The sequence below is a fragment of the Lentzea jiangxiensis genome, assembly GCF_900104175.1.
Classification (GTDB): domain Bacteria; phylum Actinomycetota; class Actinomycetes; order Mycobacteriales; family Pseudonocardiaceae; genus Lentzea; species Lentzea jiangxiensis.
The window spans coordinates 35,775-52,799 of sequence record NZ_FNIX01000018.1 but is presented as its reverse complement, the minus strand read 5'-3'; the positions used below and the strand labels follow the sequence as shown (position 1 = coordinate 52,799).

General features: G+C 71.9%; 18 protein-coding genes. 10 read left to right on the top strand and 8 right to left on the bottom strand.

Going from position 1 to position 17,025, the window contains the following annotated elements; translation table 11 throughout:
- Positions 1 to 12 precede the first annotated feature (12 nt).
- Entirely contained in the window at positions 13 to 618 is a 606-nt protein-coding gene (locus tag BLQ91_RS31980) for a TetR/AcrR family transcriptional regulator (protein ID WP_245733963.1), read from the bottom strand.
- A gap of 101 nt (positions 619 to 719) precedes the next feature.
- Between BLQ91_RS31980 and BLQ91_RS31975 the strand changes: the two genes are divergently transcribed.
- The gene (locus BLQ91_RS31975; RefSeq protein WP_090102924.1) at positions 720 to 1,148 is read left to right on the top strand and encodes a hypothetical protein; all 429 of its coding nucleotides are present in this window, start codon (positions 720 to 722) and stop codon (positions 1,146 to 1,148) included.
- Between the two features lie 249 nt (positions 1,149 to 1,397).
- Here the strand turns inward: BLQ91_RS31975 and BLQ91_RS31970 are convergent, their stop codons facing one another.
- The 3 genes from BLQ91_RS31970 to BLQ91_RS31960 form a co-directional block, all read right to left on the bottom strand.
- On the bottom strand, positions 1,398 to 2,522 hold the full coding sequence (locus BLQ91_RS31970; protein WP_090103093.1) for a BMP family lipoprotein: 1,125 nt from the start codon (positions 2,520 to 2,522) through the stop codon (positions 1,398 to 1,400).
- Between the two features lie 81 nt (positions 2,523 to 2,603).
- Positions 2,604 to 3,128, bottom strand: a complete 525-nt coding sequence (locus BLQ91_RS31965) for a GNAT family N-acetyltransferase (RefSeq protein WP_090103091.1) — start codon at positions 3,126 to 3,128, stop codon at positions 2,604 to 2,606.
- On the bottom strand, positions 3,125 to 4,117 hold the full coding sequence (locus BLQ91_RS31960; protein WP_090102922.1) for a hypothetical protein: 993 nt from the start codon (positions 4,115 to 4,117) through the stop codon (positions 3,125 to 3,127). The genes BLQ91_RS31965 and BLQ91_RS31960 overlap by 4 nt, the downstream gene beginning before the upstream one ends.
- A gap of 130 nt (positions 4,118 to 4,247) precedes the next feature.
- Here BLQ91_RS31960 and BLQ91_RS31955 point away from each other — a divergent pair, with 130 nt between their 5' ends.
- The 6 genes from BLQ91_RS31955 (at position 4,248) to BLQ91_RS31935 (ending at position 10,663) form a co-directional block, all read left to right on the top strand.
- Positions 4,248 to 4,832, top strand: coding sequence for a MerR family transcriptional regulator (locus BLQ91_RS31955; RefSeq protein WP_090102920.1), 585 nt, complete (start codon positions 4,248 to 4,250; stop codon positions 4,830 to 4,832).
- Positions 4,829 to 7,165, top strand: a complete 2,337-nt coding sequence (locus BLQ91_RS31950) for a VIT domain-containing protein (RefSeq protein WP_090102919.1) — start codon at positions 4,829 to 4,831, stop codon at positions 7,163 to 7,165. The genes BLQ91_RS31955 and BLQ91_RS31950 overlap by 4 nt, the downstream gene beginning before the upstream one ends.
- 251 nt (positions 7,166 to 7,416) lie before the next feature.
- A complete protein-coding gene (locus BLQ91_RS31945; RefSeq protein ID WP_090102917.1) occupies positions 7,417 to 8,817 on the top strand; it encodes a fatty acid desaturase in 1,401 nt (466 codons plus the stop codon).
- A 9-nt stretch (positions 8,818 to 8,826) separates the two neighbouring features.
- Entirely contained in the window at positions 8,827 to 9,438 is a 612-nt protein-coding gene (locus BLQ91_RS31940) for a TetR/AcrR family transcriptional regulator (protein WP_090102915.1), read from the top strand.
- A gap of 136 nt (positions 9,439 to 9,574) precedes the next feature.
- Positions 9,575 to 9,709 (top strand): hypothetical protein, encoded by a 135-nt coding sequence (locus BLQ91_RS43475; protein WP_281199707.1) that lies wholly within the window; start codon positions 9,575 to 9,577, stop codon positions 9,707 to 9,709.
- A gap of 21 nt (positions 9,710 to 9,730) precedes the next feature.
- Positions 9,731 to 10,663, top strand: coding sequence for an arsenic resistance protein (locus tag BLQ91_RS31935; protein ID WP_090102913.1), 933 nt, complete (start codon positions 9,731 to 9,733; stop codon positions 10,661 to 10,663).
- A 201-nt stretch (positions 10,664 to 10,864) separates the two neighbouring features.
- On the opposite strand, the gene BLQ91_RS31930 is transcribed toward BLQ91_RS31935, so the two are convergent.
- The 3 genes from BLQ91_RS31930 to BLQ91_RS43025 all read right to left on the bottom strand — a co-directional run bounded on the left by BLQ91_RS31930 (position 10,865) and on the right by BLQ91_RS43025 (position 12,620).
- Entirely contained in the window at positions 10,865 to 11,272 is a 408-nt protein-coding gene (locus BLQ91_RS31930; protein WP_090102910.1) for an SRPBCC family protein, read from the bottom strand.
- Positions 11,247 to 12,338, bottom strand: a complete 1,092-nt coding sequence (locus BLQ91_RS31925) for a VanZ family protein (protein ID WP_090102908.1) — start codon at positions 12,336 to 12,338, stop codon at positions 11,247 to 11,249. The genes BLQ91_RS31930 and BLQ91_RS31925 overlap by 26 nt, the downstream gene beginning before the upstream one ends.
- Before the next feature lie 180 nt (positions 12,339 to 12,518).
- Positions 12,519 to 12,620, bottom strand: coding sequence for a CGNR zinc finger domain-containing protein (locus BLQ91_RS43025; RefSeq protein ID WP_240011749.1), 102 nt, complete (start codon positions 12,618 to 12,620; stop codon positions 12,519 to 12,521).
- A gap of 49 nt (positions 12,621 to 12,669) precedes the next feature.
- Here BLQ91_RS43025 and BLQ91_RS43020 point away from each other — a divergent pair, with 49 nt between their 5' ends.
- Entirely contained in the window at positions 12,670 to 12,837 is a 168-nt protein-coding gene (locus tag BLQ91_RS43020; RefSeq protein WP_245733962.1) for a hypothetical protein, read from the top strand.
- Between the two features lie 22 nt (positions 12,838 to 12,859).
- On the opposite strand, the gene BLQ91_RS31915 is transcribed toward BLQ91_RS43020, so the two are convergent.
- Positions 12,860 to 13,345: a glutathione peroxidase gene (locus BLQ91_RS31915; RefSeq protein ID WP_090102904.1), complete on the bottom strand. Its 486-nt coding sequence runs from the start codon at positions 13,343 to 13,345 to the stop codon at positions 12,860 to 12,862.
- A gap of 373 nt (positions 13,346 to 13,718) precedes the next feature.
- On the opposite strand from BLQ91_RS31915, the gene BLQ91_RS31910 reads away from it, so the two are divergent.
- Together BLQ91_RS31910 and BLQ91_RS31905 are read left to right on the top strand one after the other, a co-directional pair.
- Positions 13,719 to 14,924 (top strand): hypothetical protein, encoded by a 1,206-nt coding sequence (locus tag BLQ91_RS31910; protein WP_090102902.1) that lies wholly within the window; start codon positions 13,719 to 13,721, stop codon positions 14,922 to 14,924.
- Positions 14,925 to 14,935: 11 nt separating this feature from the next.
- The gene (locus tag BLQ91_RS31905; RefSeq protein ID WP_090102900.1) at positions 14,936 to 17,020 is read left to right on the top strand and encodes a tetratricopeptide repeat protein; all 2,085 of its coding nucleotides are present in this window, start codon (positions 14,936 to 14,938) and stop codon (positions 17,018 to 17,020) included.
- Positions 17,021 to 17,025: the final 5 nt, after the last annotated feature.

Sequence of the window (17,025 nt, the reverse complement as noted above, 5' to 3'; positions counted from 1 at the left end):
CCGAGCTGAGGATCAGTCGCAGACGCGCTCGACCAGGACCTGCCAGCTCGCGGCGAGGTCGGCGACCACGGTCTGAGGGTCGGGCGCGTCCTCCGGTGCCCGCAGGTACAGCAGGACCGGCCCTTCGAGAGCCGCGACGAGCTGCAACGCCAGCGTGCCGCTCGCGGCCTCGTCCGGACACGCCTCGCCGAGCAGCATGTGCACGTGGAAGAGCGAGGGGCTGTCGCCGGCGGGAACGGGCTGGCCGGGGTCCAAGGCGGCCCGGGCGAGGACCGTGTGCTCGACGAGGAACTCGAGCCGCGCCCGGCCGAACGCGACCAGCCGCTCCACCGCCGGCGCACCGGGACCGAGAGGCGGCGGCCCGCTCATGACCTGCTGCTGGAAGAGCGTCTCCTCCTCGTCGAGCAACGCGAGGAAGATGCCCGCCCGCGTGCCGAAGCGGCGGAACACGGTGCCCTTGCCGAGTCCGGCGCGGTCGGCGAGACCGTCCATCGTGACCCTGTCCGCGCCCAGTTCGGCCACCATCTGACGGGCGACGCCGATCAGGTGGGCGCGGTTGCGCGCGGCGTCCGCCCGTTCCTGCACCGGGCGGCCCCACGGCAGCGGGACTGGTTCCACGAACCGAACGCTACCGGCGCGCCGTGCGGCCGTGGCAGCGGCACACGCCGTTACTGCCGTCCGGACTGTCACAAAGCGACGGGCTGTCTCGCTCCATCACCATGAAACCGCTCCTGGACCGCATCACCCTGACCTTCATCGGGCTGACGTCGGCGTACGTCGGCGTCTACGCGTACTTCTTCCCCGCGGCCTGGTACGCGAACTTCCCGGGCCTCGGCCTGCGGTGGCTGCCGCAACTCGGCCCCTACAACGAGCACCTGGCAGCGGACGTCGGCGCCGTCTACCTCGCGTTCGCGGTGATGAGCCTGGTCGCTCTGGCACAGGTGCGCAACCAGGCCCTGGTGCGCCTGGCCGGTGCGGTCCTGCTGACCTTCAACGTGCTGCACCTCGTCTACCACCTGCGGATGCTGCACATGTACGAGCCGCGCGACCAGGTGCTCAACGCGGTGCTGCTCAGCCTGGGCGCCGTGCTGTCGGCGGTGCTGGTCATCCCGTCGGCGAACCGGGTGCCGAGCCGGGCTGCCGCCTGATCCCGGCCTCGGGCACCTTGCCCACCTCGGCCCGCGGCGGGGCCGGCCGGATCTCCACCCTCACGCCGCCGAGCCGTTCCTCGACGAACGCGTCAACGTGCCGGAGCCGGCGGGGGAGAGGGTCGCGATCATGGGAAGGTCGCTCGCGGACACCGGACTGCCTGCTCGTCCCCGGTCACCGGGTACGCGCCCCGAGACCCACCTCTGTGGTGGACATCGGCGGCGCGTGCCCGGCACCGGGTACCGCGGCTAGACCTTGTCGGCGACCTTGATCTTGCCCTCGATGATCTGGGCCTTGTAGCCCTCGAGGATGCCCTGCAGCTTCGCGTCGACCTTCCCGCCGGAGGTCGCGTACCCGACGCCGTTCGACTTGAGGTCGAACACCTCGGGCAGGGACGCGACGTCGTTCTTCGCGGCGGCGTGGAAGAAGTCGTACACGGCCACGTCCACGCGCTTGAGGCTCGACGCCACGATCACGTCGCGGTTGGCGGCGAGCGCCGGCTGGTTGTACTGGTCGGCGTCGCAGCCGATCGCCAGCACGCCCGCCTGCTTCACCGCGGCGAACACGCCGATGCCGGACGCGCCCGCGGCCGGGTAGACGACGTCGGCGCCCTTGTCGATCAGGCCCTTGGCGGCCTCCTGGCCCTTGGGCGGGTCCTGGAAGCCCGTGAAGTCACCGGCCGGGGTGATGTACTTCTTGTCGATCTGGACCTTCGGCGCGGCGGTGCGCGCTCCCTGGTTGTAGCCCGCCTCGAACTTCTGGATCAGCGGGATGTCCACGCCGCCAACAAAGCCCACGTGGCACTTCTTGCTCTGGTACGCGGCGACGACGCCCGCGAGGAACGCGCCCTCCTGCTCGGCGAACACCAGCGGCGTGACGTTCGCCGCGCCCTCGACGGCCGAGTCGACGAGGCCGAACTTGACGTTCGGGAACTCCGGCGCGACGACCTTCAGCGACTCCGTGTACGCGAAACCGACCCCGACGATGGGGTTGAAGCCCTCGGACGCCAGCTGGCGCAGCCGGGTCTGCTTCGCGGACTCGTCCTCGTTGGGCGCGGCGGACAGTTCGCGGGTGTTCTCCTTCTTCACACCCATGTCCGCGATGGCCTTGTCGAACCCGGCGGCGGCGAGGTCGTTGAACGACGCGTCGCCGCGGCCACCGATGTCGTAGGCCAGGCCGATCTTCAGCGCGCTGCCGTCGACCCGGTCGCCCGCGGCGGCCGTGGTGCTCGACGTGGCGGGCGCGGTGGGTGGCGTCGAGAACTCGCAGCCGCCGGCGGAACCGGCGTTGTTCGTGCTGTTCTGACCGGAGTCCTTCGCACAGGCGCTGACCACCAGGGTCAACGCGATCGCGGCAACGGCGGTGCCACGCAGACGGCGCACGGGTCGTCCCCCTCAAGAGCTCGGTTTAGGAGCGGGACGGTACCCGGCGCCGCGAACGAACCGGTTGAGCGTTCACTCATTGGGATCGAGCGTCTTGCGGAAGACGAGGAAGTCGCACGGGCAGGCCAGGTGCGGCACCAGGTGCGGATAGGCGCTTTCGAGGTCGTCCGTGCGCACGTGGCGATAACCGATGCGCGTGTACCAGCGCCGCAGGAACTCCTTGACCGGATGGTTCCACTCCTGCGGGACCAGCAGCTCCAGCTGCATCTCGCGGGCGCCGGCCGACCGGGCCCAGTCCTCGGCGAACGACACCAGGTCCGTGCCGATGCCCGTGCCGCGCTCCTCCGGCGCGGCCACCAGCATCCCGAACTCGCCCGCGCCGTCCTCGAGCCGGTGGACGCGCACCGAGCCGACGACGCGGCCGTCCGACCGGGCCACGGCGATCTCGCCGGCGGCGATGAGGCCCGCCACCTCGGCCTCGGTGGTCCGGGCGCCGCCCTGGAGCCAGATCCCCTTCTCCGCCTCGGCGTACACGCGGTTGACCAGCGCCGCCAGCTCGCCGGCGAGCGAGGTGTCGGAGGTCAGGAACGGGGTCACCACGGCGACGGCTGACGGGTCCGGGCAAGTTCCTCGGCGTGCTGCAGCACACCCAGCTCGCGCAGCATCCGGTCGCGTTGCACGGGGTCGTGCGCGACGTGCGAGGCGTGCAGTGCCTTGCGCAGGCGTGCCTTGCGCCGCGGCGTCCACCGGCTGGCGACGGCGAGCCTCGCGGCCCTCAGCGCCGCCTTGTCCCTCGTCCGCGCCAGGGCGTCCCGGCCGTCGTCGCCGAGGTTCAGCACCGACAGCAGACGTTCGCGCAGCTCTCGGCCGACGCGCGCCCACGTCGTGGCGCGCCGGCGTGCGGCCCGGATCTCGATGCCGAGCGCCAGGTGCAGCATCACCAGACCCAGCACCGGGCCGAGCAGGACGCGGGCGGCACCGGCGACCGGCCCGGACAGGCTGAAGGCGGCGAACGCGGCGAACGCCGTCAGCGCCCACGCCACGAGCCGCGCGGGGCCGGGACGGCCGTTCTGGCGCACTCCCGCGCGCATCGCCCAGCCGCAGGCCACGAGCGCGGCCTCCATCACGGAGAACAGGACGACCCGTTCCACGACGTCGGTGATGCCCAGCCGCTGCTCGAAGAACCGCCACGAGGTGTCGACGCTGACGCCGATGCTCAGCAGCGCGACCGCGTAGAAGCCCTTGGCCCCGGCGGTCTCGGCCGCCACCGGTTCGGGCTCCGGCGCGGCATCGGCGGGGGAGCGGCGTTCGGTCCTGTCGAGCTCCGCGATCAGCTCGGGCGTCAGCGGGACGTGACCGCTCGTGTCTTCGACGCCGTTGCGGGCGCGCCACTCGTTCACGATCGGAGTGGCGTACGGCCTGCTCGGGACCGTCTGGCCCTGCCTGTTGAGCCAGAGGCGGACGTCCTCGACCGAGCAGCCGCGCGGCAGGTGCTCGAGCGCGTACCGGATCTTCGCCTTCTGGGTCCTCAACCGGCTCAACGCGGCGTCGTGGCCGGTCAGGGTGCCGGCCTCGTCCGTGGTCACTCGTGCTCTCCGTCCTCATCAGGGGCTTGCAGGGGCACGCGGACGGCTGGACCCTACCCGGCCACCGCGCGTGCACGTCACCAGGTTTACGACGTTGACACTGTCACGGTTGCAGTGTCACTATCGGAGGGTGTGGACGCTCGACGAGTTGCTGGACCGCGTCTCCGCCGCGTTGTCGGCGGAGTACTCGGGCGCGCCCAACGGCCGGGTCAGGGACGTGCCCGACAAGCGGGCCGTCCGCTGGTACGCGACGACGGGCCTGGTGGACAGACCCTCGGCGATGCGCGGCCGCACCGCCTTGTACGACAGGCGCCACCTGCTCCAGCTCGTGGCCGTGAAGAGACTGCAGTCGCAGGGGAGGACGCTGGCCGACATCCAGGCCGAACTCGCGGGAGCCGCCGACTCGGCGCTCGCCGCCATCGCCCGCGTTCCGCAGGCGCTGCTCGACTCCGGTGACGCGCCGCCGGTGCAAGCCGTCCGCCCGAGGTTCTGGGCGGAGCCGGCGGCCGCAGCGCCACCCGCGCCCGCACCACCGGGCACCGCCGTCGCGGGGGAGGCCGCCGTCCTGAACGGCGTCGCTCTCGGCGGCGGCACCGTCCTGCTGGTGCCGGGATCGCCGACCGCCGCCGACCGCGCGGACATCGCCGCCGCCGCCCGACCGCTGCTCGACCTGCTCGCCGCCCGAGGCCTGCTCAACGAAAGGGAACCGTCATGACCTTCTCCGTCGCCCCGATGAAGCCAGCGGAAGCCGACCGCATCGGCCGGACGACCGAGGACGCGGGTCTCGGCGCCCTGCGCACCGAACGCGGCAACCTGCCGCTCGAACGCCTCGACGTGCGAGCCGAGGTGACCGGCCTGGTCGGTCGCGTCGTGCTGACGACCGGGTTCGTGAACACCCACGACACCGCCCTCGAAGCCACCTACGTGTTCCCGCTGCCGGACCGCGCCGCCGTGACCGGCATGAAGATGACCGCGAGCGGCCGCACGGTAGAGGCCGAGCTGCAGGAACGCGCGCAGGCCCGGCAGGCCTACGACGACGCGATCGCGTCCGGGCGAAGAGCGTCCATCGTCGAGGAGGAACGGCCGGACGTGTTCACCATGCGCGTCGGCAACATCCCCGCGGGCGAGCGGGTGACCGTGGAGCTCAGCCTGGTGGGCCCGCTGGTGTTCGAGGACGGCGCGGCGACGTTCCGGTTCCCGCTGGTGGTGGCGCCCAGGTACGTGCCGGGCACGCCGCTGCCGGGTCCGTCGGTGGGCGACGGCCACGCGGAGGACACCGACGTGGTGCCGGACGCGTCCCGCATCTCGCCACCGGTGCTGCTGCCCGGCTTCCCGAACCCCGTGCGGCTCTCGATCGGTGTGGAGGTCGACCCGGCCGGGCTGGAGCTCGGCGAGGTCCGGTCGAGCCTGCACGCGGTCGTCACCGAGGGCACCACCGTCGTGGTGCGGCCGGGAGAGCGGGTCGACCGGGACTTCGTGCTCCGCCTGGCCTACCGGGGCAACAGCTCCGCCGTCGTGTGCGTGCCCGACGCGGACGACAGCGGTGAGGGCACCTACCAGCTGACGGTGCTGCCCCCGGAGCCCACGAGCCCGGTCCGCCCGCGGGACGTCGTGCTGCTGCTCGACCGCTCCGGCAGCATGTCCGGCTGGAAGATGGTCGCGGCCCGGCGTGCGGCGGCCCGCATCGTCGACACGCTCACCGCGGACGACACGTTCTCGGTGATCACCTTCGACGACCGCCTGGAGCGTCCGGAGACGCTCGGGTCCGGTCTCGTCGCGGCCACCGACCGCCACCGCTTCCGCGCGGTCGAACACCTCGCGGCCGTGCAGGCGCGGGGCGGCACCGAGATGTTCGGGCCGCTGCGCGAGGGCCTGACGCTGCTCTCGAAGGCGGACGAGGGTCGCGACCCGGTCCTGGTGCTCGTCACCGACGGCCAGGTCGGCAACGAGGACCAGCTGCTGCGCGACATCGCCCCGGTGCTCGGTCGCACGAGGGTGCACGCCGTCGGCATCGACTCGGCCGTGAACGCGGGCTTCCTCGGCAGGCTGGCCGCGGCGGGAGCGGGCCGGTGCGAGCTCGTCGAGAGCGAGGACCGCCTGGACGAGGCGATGACGCACATCCAGCGGCGGATCGGCGCGCCCGTGATCACGGACGTCGTCCTGTCGCCGTCATCCGACCTGCCGAAGCTGCCCACGGCGATCTACCCCGGCGTGCCGCTGGTGGCGTTCGGCCGGTACGCCGGTGCGGCGCCCGAGTCGTTCACCGTGCGCGGCCGGACTCGCGAGGGTGGTGAGTGGCAGGAGACGGTCGCGGTGCAGCGGCACACGTCGCCGGCCGTCCGGGCGCAGTGGGCCCGTGCGGCGTTGCGCGACCTGGAGGACCGGTACGCGACCGGTGACCGGGCCGTGGAGACGACGATCGTGCGGACGTCGTTGGAGTTCGGTGTGCTGTGCCGGTTCACGGCGTTCGTGGCCGTGGACGAACGGGTCGTGTCCGACGGTGAGGTGCATCGCGTCGTGCAGCCGGTGGAGCAGCCTGCGGGCTGGGAGGCGCAAGCTCCGCGGCCCCCGATGCCGAGCTTCGCCGCGGCGGCGCCCGCCTTCGCCGCACCCGCGCCGTTCGGTGCGCCGCCGCCCGCGCCCTTCCTGCCGCAGTCCGTCGCGGGAGGCGCTCCCGGTGGCCCGCCACCCGCCGCGCCGAAGCTCATGCGCACGCGGGGACGCGGGGTCGAGGCCCTGCCCCTGCCCGCGGCCGACGACCCGGCGGACCTGCGCGAGATCGCCGCGGTGGAGTTGCGGCGGCTGGAGAAGGACGCGCACCTGCCCGGGTGGGAGCGCCAGGACCTGCTCGCCGACCTGGCCAGCCGCCTCGGCACCCTCCTCGGCGGCCGACAGAATCCCGCCTACGACGCGGTGCGCGACCTCGTGGCCGAGCTGACGGCCGGGGGAGACGTGGACCGGCTGTGGGCGCGTGCGGTGCAGGTGCTGCGCGAGTTCACCGGTGCGGGCGACCCGGAGCCGGAGCGTCGGCGCAGGTTCTGGCGCTGATCGGGCGTTCATCGGGAAAGCGTTGTGACGCAACGCTTTCCCGGTGAGCCCACCGTGTCGATCGTCGAGCAGACCGCCTTCTGCCACTCCACGCGGCAGTCGTCGTGCGGCGCGGTGGTTCGCCTCAGCGGATCCTCCGCGACATCGGCGCCGCGCTCGAAGCTGTGCTCGTCAAGGTTTACAAATGGCAACCTATTGTCAAATCAGCTTTACGCGTCCTATCGTTCTGTCAACCTCCTGAGGAGCGTGGCATGAGCGACATGAAGGCAACGGTGCCCGTCGGCTCAACCGAGCGGTGGACGGACGGCAAGCGGTACCTGTGGCTGCTGGGGCTGGTCGTGCCGTCCCTGGCTTTCCTGGCCGTCGGGATGCACGCGGTGACCGGCTGGGGCGTGTGGTTCTGGATCGGGCCGGTGGTGGTGCTCGTGATCGTCCCGGCGATCGACCTCGTCGCCGGGCTCGACCGGAGCAACCCTCCCGACGACGTGATCGAGCGGCTCGAGAACGACCGCTACTACCGGTGGATCACCTACCTGTACCTGCCGATCCAGTACGTCGGGTTCGTGGTGGCGTTCTGGGTGATCGCGCGCGGTGATCTGTCCGTCGTGGACAAGATCGGGCTCGCCGTGTCGATCGGCTGCATCGGCGGTATCGGCATCAACACCGCGCACGAGCTGGGGCACAAGAAGGAGAGCCACGAGCGGTGGCTGTCGAAGATCGCGCTCGCGCAGAGCTTCTACGGCCACTTCTACATCGAGCACAACCGCGGCCACCACGTGCGGGTCGCGACGCCGGAGGACCCGGCCAGCAGCCGGGTGGGGGAGAGCTTCTACCGGTTCTGGCCGCGCACGGTGTTCGGCTCGGTGAAGTCGGCGTGGCGCCTGGAGCGCAAGCGGTACGGGCGGCGCGACCGGCACCCGTTCCGGATCGGCAACGACGTGCTCAACGCGTGGCTGATGTCGGCGGTGCTGTGGGCGGCGATGATCGTGTGGCTCGGCGTCGGCATCGTGCCGTACCTGCTGGTCCAGGCGGTGATCGGCTTCTCGCTGCTCGAGGTCGTCAACTACATGGAGCACTACGGGATGCTGCGGCAGAAGGTCGGCGCGCCGGGCCGCCGGCGGTACGAGCGCGTGGACCCGAGCCACAGCTGGAACTCCAACAACATCGCCACGAACGTCCTGCTCTACCACCTGCAGCGGCACAGCGACCACCACGCGAACCCCACCCGGCGCTACCAGACGCTGCGCGACTTCGAGGAGTCGCCGGTGCTGCCCACCGGCTACGCGGGCATGATCCTGCTGGCGCTCGTGCCGCCGTTGTGGCGCCGCGTCATGGACCCGCGGGTGCGGGCGCACTTCGGCGGTGACGTCGGCCGCGCCAACATCCAACCGGGCAAGCGTGATCGGGTCCTGGCCCGCTACGGCGGCAGCAGCGCCGGTGACGACGTCGTCGCCGACACCCGCGGCGACGCGACAGCGGGCGGCATGTGCCCCGGCTGCGGCTACGTCTACGACGAGAAGACCGGTGACCCCCGCGAGGGCTTCCCCGCCGGAACGCCGTGGTCGGCCATCCCGGACTCCTGGTGCTGCCCGGACTGCGGGGTCCGCGAGAAGATCGACTTCGTCGCGCCGGGCCACGTCACGTCGGCCTAGGATCGGGGCATGGGCGGTACCTCTCCAGCAGCGGCCTCCGGCCGGCGGCAGCCGATCGTCGAGGCGGCGATCGAGATGACCGCCCGCGACGGCTGGGCCGCGGTCACCATGACGCGGCTCGCCGAGCAGGTCGGGGTGAGCCGCCAGACCGTCTACAACGAGGTCGGGTCGAAGAACGCGCTGGCCGACGCGATGCTCGCCCACGAGCTGCACCGGTTCCTCGCCGCGATCAGCGGCGCGTTCGACCGCCACGCCGGCGACCTCGTCGAAGCGATCCACGACGCGGTGCGCGACGTCCTCGACCTCGCGCGCGGCAACCTGCTGGTGCGTGCCATCGCCTCCGCCACGCACGGCGCCGACACCGAGCTCGTGCCGCTGCTGACCACCCAGGCCGAGACCCTGCTCATCGAGGTCAAGGCGATGCTCGCGGCCCGCGTCGAGACCTACCGCACGGGCCTGACCGCCGAGCAGGCCGAGGTGCTGATCGACCTCATGACCCGCACGGTGCTCAGCCACGTCGTCCAGCCGACGGGCACGCCGGCCGCCACCGCCGACGGCCTCGCGTGGCTCGCGTCGCGTGTCCTGGAGGAGCCCGTGAGGAAACCGCTCCGGTTCGGCTGACGAACCCCGGAGGTGGACTTGCCCGGCACAACGGCGGACCCGGTTCCCGGCGGACGCTTCTGCCGCGACCGCGCGGAGCGCCCGACGCACGTCCTGCCCGCGGCCGGAGGTCGCGGGCAGGGCCGCGGACCTGGCGATGCGCGAGACCGGCTGCTGTTCCTCCTCCACCTCCGGCCTCACCGCGGCCGGCGGCGCGCTGCGCCTCTCCGTCGAGGTGGCGGACGCGCACACCGAGGTGCTCGACGCGCCGGCGCGGCGGCTACCCTCCTGACCGTCCGATCGGGAGGGTGAGGTGCCGGGGTTCGCGGCGACCGCAGAACGCCACCAGGCCGCCGTCTACCTCGGCGCACTGGTGGCCGGCTTCGCGGCGGGCTGGGCGGTGCCGGCGGCGGCCTCGTGGTTCGAGCACGCCATCAACCCCGTGCTGGCCCTGCTCCTCTACGTCACGTTCCTCCAGGTCCCGGTGGCCGAGCTCGGACGCTCGCTGCGGGCGGGCCGGTTCCTGGCCGCCGCGCTGGTGGTCAACTTCGCCGTGGTGCCACTGGTGGTCGCCGCGTTGCTGCCGTTGGTGCCTGCGGACCAGGCGGTGAGGCTGGGCGTGCTGCTGGTCCTGCTCACCCCGTGCGTCGACTACGTGATCGTGTTCAGCGGCCTGGCGGGCGCGGACAGCCGGCTGCTGGCCGCCACGCCGTTGCTGCTGATCGCACAACTGGTGCTGCTGCCGGGCTATCTCCTGCTGTTCCTGGGATCCGGCGCCGACGTCGTGGACCCCGGTCCGTTCGCCGAGGCGTTCGTGGTGCTGATCGCGATCCCGCTGACCCTCGCGTGGCTCACGCAGTCCGCGCCGAAGGCCGCGACCGTCGCCAACGCCCTGAGCACGACGATGGTGCCGCTCATGGCCGCCACGCTGTTCGCAGTGGTGGCCTCGCAGGTGCCGAAGCTCGGCGACGACCTGCCCCTGCTCGCCCGCGTCGTGCCGATCTACGTGGTCTTCCTGGTGGTCATGGCTTTCGCGGGCCGAGTCGTCGCCCGCGCGTTCCGCCTCGACACCGCCGGAGCGCGCGGGATCGTGTTCACCGGTGCCACGCGCAACTCGCTCGTCGTGCTGCCGCTGGAGCTGGCGTTGCCCGGCGAGCTCGCGGCCGCGGTCGTGGTGACGCAGACGTTGGTCGAGGTGGTCGGCATGGTCGTCTACGTGAGAGCGGTGCCCCGGCTGCTGCCCTGACCCCGGACGCACGCGTGAACGGCTGCCGCTTTCGGCCTCGCGTCCAGGGTGCGCCCGCAGGCGTCGCGGGAGCCGTCCACCCACCTCCGCGGCTACGCCCAGTCCCTCACCGGACGGCGCCGTGGGGAAGATCGCCACCCGGGCGAAGAACACCGGCCCCGCCAGTGGCGAGACCGGGGGAGCAGCCCGTTCGTGCGGCCGTCAGTCCGTCGCGCGGTCGTCGGCCGCCGCGGTCTGCGTCAGCACGGCCACCGTCTGCTCGAGGCCCCGCTGCACCTCGTCGCCCTGCGCCTCCCGCACGCTGTGCAGGCTGACCGTGATCCGCGACCGGCCCGGCGCGACCTCCTCCACCTGCAGCTCACCGTGGTAGTCGTCCGGGCCCTCGGCGCCCCACTCGAGGGTCCGGCGCTGCGGGTCCGGGCGCAGCCACGCCTCGCCCTCCACGTGGTGGCCGTGCACGTCGGCCTCCACGTGGACCTGCTCGCCGCCCTCGGGTTCGGCGGCGGTCATCTGCGGGAAGTAGCGGGGCAGGTTCCGCGGCTCGGCCAGGAACCCGAACAGCGTGTCGGCCGGGATGTCGGCCTCAGCGGTGTGCGTGTACGTCGTCATGGGGCTCGGGGTACCCGGCCGTCACGCCGGTGAACACGTCCCGCGTGCGCGCCACACGCTCGTGCCAGCCCCGCTGGTCGCGCCGGAACACCGGCACGACGAACGCGCCGCCGATGAACAACGCCGCCACGACGAGGTCCCACCAGCCGATGTCGATCAACGGCGACACGACGGCGGCGTAGGCGACGAACCCGGTGACGCCGAGCAGCTCGCGCAGGACGAGCTGCAGCGGGTTGGCGCGAGTGCCGTCCTCGGATCGGATCCGGTAGTTCAGCAGCACCCCGCCGATCGTCATCCCGCCCGCCGCGGCCGGCAGCACGACGCGGAACGCCACGAGCACGGCCACCGCCCAGCGCGGGTCCGAGTGCAGCAGCAGCTTCGCGATCGCGATCACCAGGACGAGTTCGGCGACGAGGCCGAGGATCCGGCGCGGCAAGGTCACGGTGTCGTCCGAAGCGGCCGACTCGCCGGAGGAGGGCACCCTGGGCACCACGAGCGCGGCGGGCGCCACCATCCAGCCCAGCAGGCCGCCGAAGGTGTTGGAGATCAGGTCGTCGACGTCGGCGATGCGGTAGGGGCACGGGTAGAAGCCCAGGTTGCCGGTGTACTGCACCACCTCGACGGCGAGCGAGACGCCGAGGCTGATGGCGATGACGGCCAGCGGCCCCTTGCCGTACGCCTTGCGCAGCACCACGCCCAGCGGTACGAACAGCGCGACGTTGAACAGTTGCTGCAGGAACGCCTGCGACTTCACCATCGCGAGGATGCCGGACTGCCCGTTGGCCGCCATGTTGTTGCTCATGTCGGTGACCCACTGGAACGGCACCGTCGACAGCATCCGGTCGCCGGTGCACAGATTCGACACGTCCGACGGGAACGGCAGGAAGATCAGCGCCAGTGCCACGAGTCCGTAGAGCAGCAGCCCGTAGAGCACGAAGGCCCGGCGCGGCTCGACGCGCCGGAAGCGGAAGTAGTGCAGGAGGACCAGGGGGAGGAGCACCATCAACCCGATGCCCACGAACGCCAGGAAACCGGTCCGGGCGGTTTCCCAGTAGGACGCCATCATGAGCGATCCTTTGCCCGCTGACGTCCGTCGCCAAACCACGAGGCGTGAAGATGAGGCGGACGCCGCAGCGCGTACCGCCGATCGCCGTGTTCCCCCTGCGGGAGCATTTGGCTTCCCGTGCGGATTGCCGCTCGCCGAACGGCGACGGGTCGTCCGCAAGGGACAGTCCTCCTGCGGGCGTCAGGCCTTCGTGCGCGAGTAGTGCCGCGCGACGCGGGCCCGGTTGCCGCAGACGTTCGCGGCGCACCAGACCCGGCGCTTGTTCTCGGCCAGGAACAGCATCGAGCAGGCCTCGGCCTCGACGGCACCCGGCAGCAGTGGCTCGCGGGGGGTGCGGGACCCGGAGCACGTCGACCCCGAGCAGGTGCTCGCCGACCAGGCCGTGATCGACCTGCCCGGCCGCCGCGAGTACATGAAGGCGCTGCTGTGGGACTACCGGACCAACCCCACCCAGTACCCGTCGCGCCCGGGCGGAGCACCGCCCGACTGTCCACGGTGAACGGTGCTCCGGCAAGTGCCGACTAGCGCAGAGCCGCTTCGACCGCCTCGATGACCGCGGTGTCCTCGGGCTGGACGCTCGGGCGGAACCGGCCGATGACCTGTCCGTCGCGTGAGACGAGGAACTTCTCGAAGTTCCACTGCACGTCGCCCGCCACGCCCTCGGCGTCGGGGTGCTTCACGAGCTCGGTGTAGACGGGGTGGCGATCGGGGCCGTTGACCTCGACCTTCTCGAACAGGGGGAACGTCACCCCGTACGTGGCCGAGCAGAACGTGGCGATCTCCTCGGCCGTGCCCGGCTCCTGACCCGCGAACTGGTTGCACGGGAAGCCGACCACGGAGAAGCCCTCCGCGCCGTACTTCTCCTGCAGGCGCTCCAGACCCGCGTACTGCGGCGTGAGACCGCAGCGGGAGGCGACGTTCACGACGAGCAACACCTTGCCCCGCAACGAGCCGAGGCCGCCGGGCTCGCCCGCGAGGGTGCTGACCGGGATGTCCAGGATCTCCATGGGCCCAACGTAGTTCATCCCTCCCCGCGCGGTCCCGGACGAGGCTCCCGGCGCCGCCCCGGAAGGCATTCGCCGGAGTGATTTCGCCCATTTCATTTTCCGTTCTCAAAGCGCCGCCGGAATTTTGGAACTCCGTTGGAGCTTTCTTGGAGTGCGCGGGCAGACTCTCGGATGTCGGTATCGGCTACAAGGAGGTGATTCACGTGGAGAAGACCCGCGCGAAAATGAAGAAGATCACGGTTCGCAAGGTGGGCCCGGTTCGCCTGACGGCGGCGGCCTGCTCGCAGTACAACGTCAAGCCGGCCTAAGGCGCGACGCGGGTGCGCCGGGCCCGGTCGGCCGGCGCACCCGATCTCACACCGGGGAGGAACGTGTGACCGAGTTCGATCCTGACCGGCCGGTGCCGTTGCACCCGCTGGTGTTCCTGGAGGACGGCGACGAGGTGACCATCGGCCGTGCCGACGTCGACTCGTACGGCATCTTCCCCGGTGAGGGCGCCGAGCTGGTGCGCAGGCTGGTCGCGGGCGACACTCCCCGCGAGGCGGCGGAATGGTTCGAACGGACCTATGGGGAAAGCGTCGACATCGAGGACGTCGTCGGCGCTCTCGACGAGCTCGACCTCGTTCGCAAATCCGGGGAAGTCGTCATCGAGGCGGCACCCGTGCGTTTTTCGGCCCTCGGCGCCGCTCTGTTCTCGCCGATCGCGTGGTTGCTCTATGCGGCATTGGCCGGATGGGCGTTGTACGCGATGGCCGTCAACGCGGACCTGCGGCCGACTTATCACAACATCTTCTTCTCCGACTACTACATGGTGATCCAGGTCGGTTTGTTCGTCGCCGCGGTTCCGCTGCTCCTGTTGCACGAGTCGTTCCACGCGCTCGCCGGGCGGAGGCTCGGCGTCCGGTCGAGGTTGCGCGTCGGCCGGCGGCTCTACTTCATCGTGCTGGAGACGTCCCTGGACGGTCTCGTGGCCGTGCCGCGGCGGCAGCGGTACCTGCCGATCGTCGCCGGGTTGCTCGCCGACGTCCTGGGGATCGCGGCGTGCACCGTCGCGGCCGACCTGACGCGGCACGCCGACGGGTCGCTGTCCGGACCGGGGCGGTTCCTGCTCGCCGTCGCGTTCGCCGCACTGCTGCGGGTGGTCTGGCAGTTCTTCTTCTACCTGCGCACGGACATCTACGTGCTGGTCAGCACGGTGCTCGGCTGCGTCGACCTGCACGGGGCGGCGCAACGGATCTTCCGCAACCGGGTCCGGCGGCTGTTCGGGCGTCCGGAGGAGGACGAGTCGGTGCTGCACCCGGTCGACCGCAGGGTGGCCCGCTGGTACTCGTGGCTCGTGGTCGTCGGCTACACGGCCAGCCTCACGACGTTCGCGCTCGCCGGCGCCCCCGTGCTGTACCGGTTCGTGACCGGCGTGGTCGGCCGGCTCACCGGGGACGCGGTGTCCACCACCCAGCTGCTCGACTCGCTCGTCTTCGGCGGCGTGGCGATCGCGCAGTGCGCGGTGCTCGGCTGGCTCGTGGTCCGCGAGCGCGTGAAGGCGCGCCGCGACCCTCGTCCACACCACGTCATCCACTGAAAGGACGCACCATGGACAGCCGCTTCTGGATCCGCGCTGACCGGCGCGGCGACCGGGCCCACGCGCTCGCCGCTCTGGACGTGCCGCCGATCTGGGCGGTCGTCGACGCCCACCGCCGGTTGCGCGGGCCGTACACCGCCGCGGGGTCGTTGCTGCGCCGGATCGCCGACGACCTGCTGCAGCGGTGCCCGGACCTGGCGGAGCGGCACAACATCGAGCTGCTCACCAGCACCCCCGAGCTGGCCGGGCGGGTGCCGAGCGCGTGGCACACCCTCGAATGGGCGGTGCAGGACAGCGAGCGCACCCGCTACTACTCGCGGCTGCACACCCGCAACATCGCGAACGGCCTGGCCGAACTGCTGCGCGACTACCTGGCCGCCCTCGGCGGCGGGCCGCGCACGCTGGTGGTCGAGAACGCCCACGAGGCCGACCCGTCGGACCAGGAGTTCATCGCGGTCCTGCTGCGGCGCCGGGACCTCCCGGACCTCACCGTGGTCGTGGGCACGAGCAGCGCGCCGCTGGCCGACCCGCGTGGCGAGATCGACGTGTCCCTGGCGAAGACCATCGCCGCGCACGCGACGGTGGTCGAAGCGGAACCGGCCGGGGAACCCCTGCTGCCGGCCGACCCCGCCCGGGCCTATGTGGACGGTGACGGCACGGACGACGACCCGCGCCTGCTCGCCGCCTACCTCGCCCTGCCGGCCGAGGCCCGCGCGGCCCTGCACGACGCCCGCGCCGAAGAGCTCTCGCGGTCGGACGAGTTCTCGTTGCGGCTCGGGGCGATCCCGTACCACCTGGAGCACGGCAGCGACCCCGCCGGAGCCGGCGCGCGGGCGTTGCGCCTCGCGCTCGACCACTGCCACAAGGTCGGCCTCTACCAGGCCGCGGCGGACGTCGGCCTGCGCGGGCGCCGGGTGGCGGACCGGGAGGCCGACGCCGACCTGTGGTGGCACCTGACCTTCCAGACCGGCATCGTGCTGGCGGCCGTCGGACGCGCGCACGAGGCCGAGGAGCTCTACGTCGAGGGCCGCGCCGCGTCGACGGACCCGGCGGTGCACCTGGAGCTGGCGTACTCGACGGCGATGCTGCACGCCCGCCACTACCCGGAACCCGAACGGGACTACGTCCGCGCACGGGCGTGGATGAACCTGGCGATCGCCCTCGCGTCGCAGCTCGGCGACCCGAAGAAGGAGGCGTTCCAGTCCGTCTTCACCCGCAACGGCCTGGCGCTGGTGGAGGTGCGCGAGCAGAAGCCCGAGGTCGCGCTCGCCCTCGTCGAGGACGGCATGGCGCGGCTGGACCGGGAGCTCGAACCGCACGAGCACGTGCTGCACCGCCTGGTGCTGCGCTACAACCGGGCCCAGGTCTACGGCGCGATGGGCCGGTTGGAGGACGCGCTCGCCGACTACTCCTACGTCCTGGAGCGGGACCCGAACTTCCCCGAGCACCACTTCAACGTCGGCAACGTCCTGCGCAGGCTCGGCCGCGACGAGGAGGCGATCGCCGCCTACCGCGAGGCGCTGCGCCTGTCGCCGCCGTTCCCCGAGGCGTACTACAACCTCGCCGACGCCCGCCTCGCCCTCGGCGACGTCGAAGGCGCCATGGCCGACTTCGGCTACGTCATCGAGCTGGACCCGAAGCACGTCGACGCGAGGATCAACCGCGCCGGGCACCTGCTGGCCACCGGTGACCTCGACGCGGCGGAGCGGGACATCGCCGCCGCCCTCGCACTCGCGCCGGGCAACGCGCACCTGTTGTGCCTCAAGGGCCAGCTGCTCGTCGAACGGGAGCAGTACGCCGCGGCGTCCGAGGCACTCGAAGAAGCCGTGCGGCGCAACGAGGAGCTGGCCGAGGCGTGGGCGATCCGCGGCACGGTCGCCGTGGCGTCCGGCGAGCTGACCGACGCGATCAGCTACCTCAGCCGCGCGATCACGCTCGACGACACCCCGGACGCCCGCTACAACCGCGCGGTCGCGTACGAGGAGTCCGGCGACATGGACGCGGCGATCCTCGACTACGACGCGGTCCTCGCCGTCACCGACGACGAGGACGCCCGGCAGCGCAGGGAGCTCTGCGCCGCGGCGACGGCCAGGTAGGCACC

What these genes read in the sequence shown, in the direction of transcription:
- BLQ91_RS31975 (WP_090102924.1), top strand. Translation starts at nt 720, where the DNA reads ATGAAACCGCTCCTGGACCGCATCACCCTGACCTTCATCGGGCTGACG.
- BLQ91_RS31950 (WP_090102919.1), top strand. Translation starts at nt 4,829, where the DNA reads ATGACCTTCTCCGTCGCCCCGATGAAGCCAGCGGAAGCCGACCGCATC.
- BLQ91_RS31945 (WP_090102917.1), top strand. Translation starts at nt 7,417, where the DNA reads ATGAGCGACATGAAGGCAACGGTGCCCGTCGGCTCAACCGAGCGGTGG.
- BLQ91_RS31940 (WP_090102915.1), top strand. Translation starts at nt 8,827, where the DNA reads ATGGGCGGTACCTCTCCAGCAGCGGCCTCCGGCCGGCGGCAGCCGATC.
- BLQ91_RS43475 (WP_281199707.1), top strand. Translation starts at nt 9,575, where the DNA reads ATGCGCGAGACCGGCTGCTGTTCCTCCTCCACCTCCGGCCTCACCGCG.
- BLQ91_RS31930 (WP_090102910.1), bottom strand. Translation starts at nt 11,272, where the DNA reads ATGACGACGTACACGCACACCGCTGAGGCCGACATCCCGGCCGACACG.
- BLQ91_RS31925 (WP_090102908.1), bottom strand. Translation starts at nt 12,338, where the DNA reads ATGATGGCGTCCTACTGGGAAACCGCCCGGACCGGTTTCCTGGCGTTC.
- BLQ91_RS43025 (WP_240011749.1), bottom strand. Translation starts at nt 12,620, where the DNA reads ATGCTGTTCCTGGCCGAGAACAAGCGCCGGGTCTGGTGCGCCGCGAAC.
- BLQ91_RS31915 (WP_090102904.1), bottom strand. Translation starts at nt 13,345, where the DNA reads ATGGAGATCCTGGACATCCCGGTCAGCACCCTCGCGGGCGAGCCCGGC.
- BLQ91_RS31905 (WP_090102900.1), top strand. Translation starts at nt 14,936, where the DNA reads ATGGACAGCCGCTTCTGGATCCGCGCTGACCGGCGCGGCGACCGGGCC.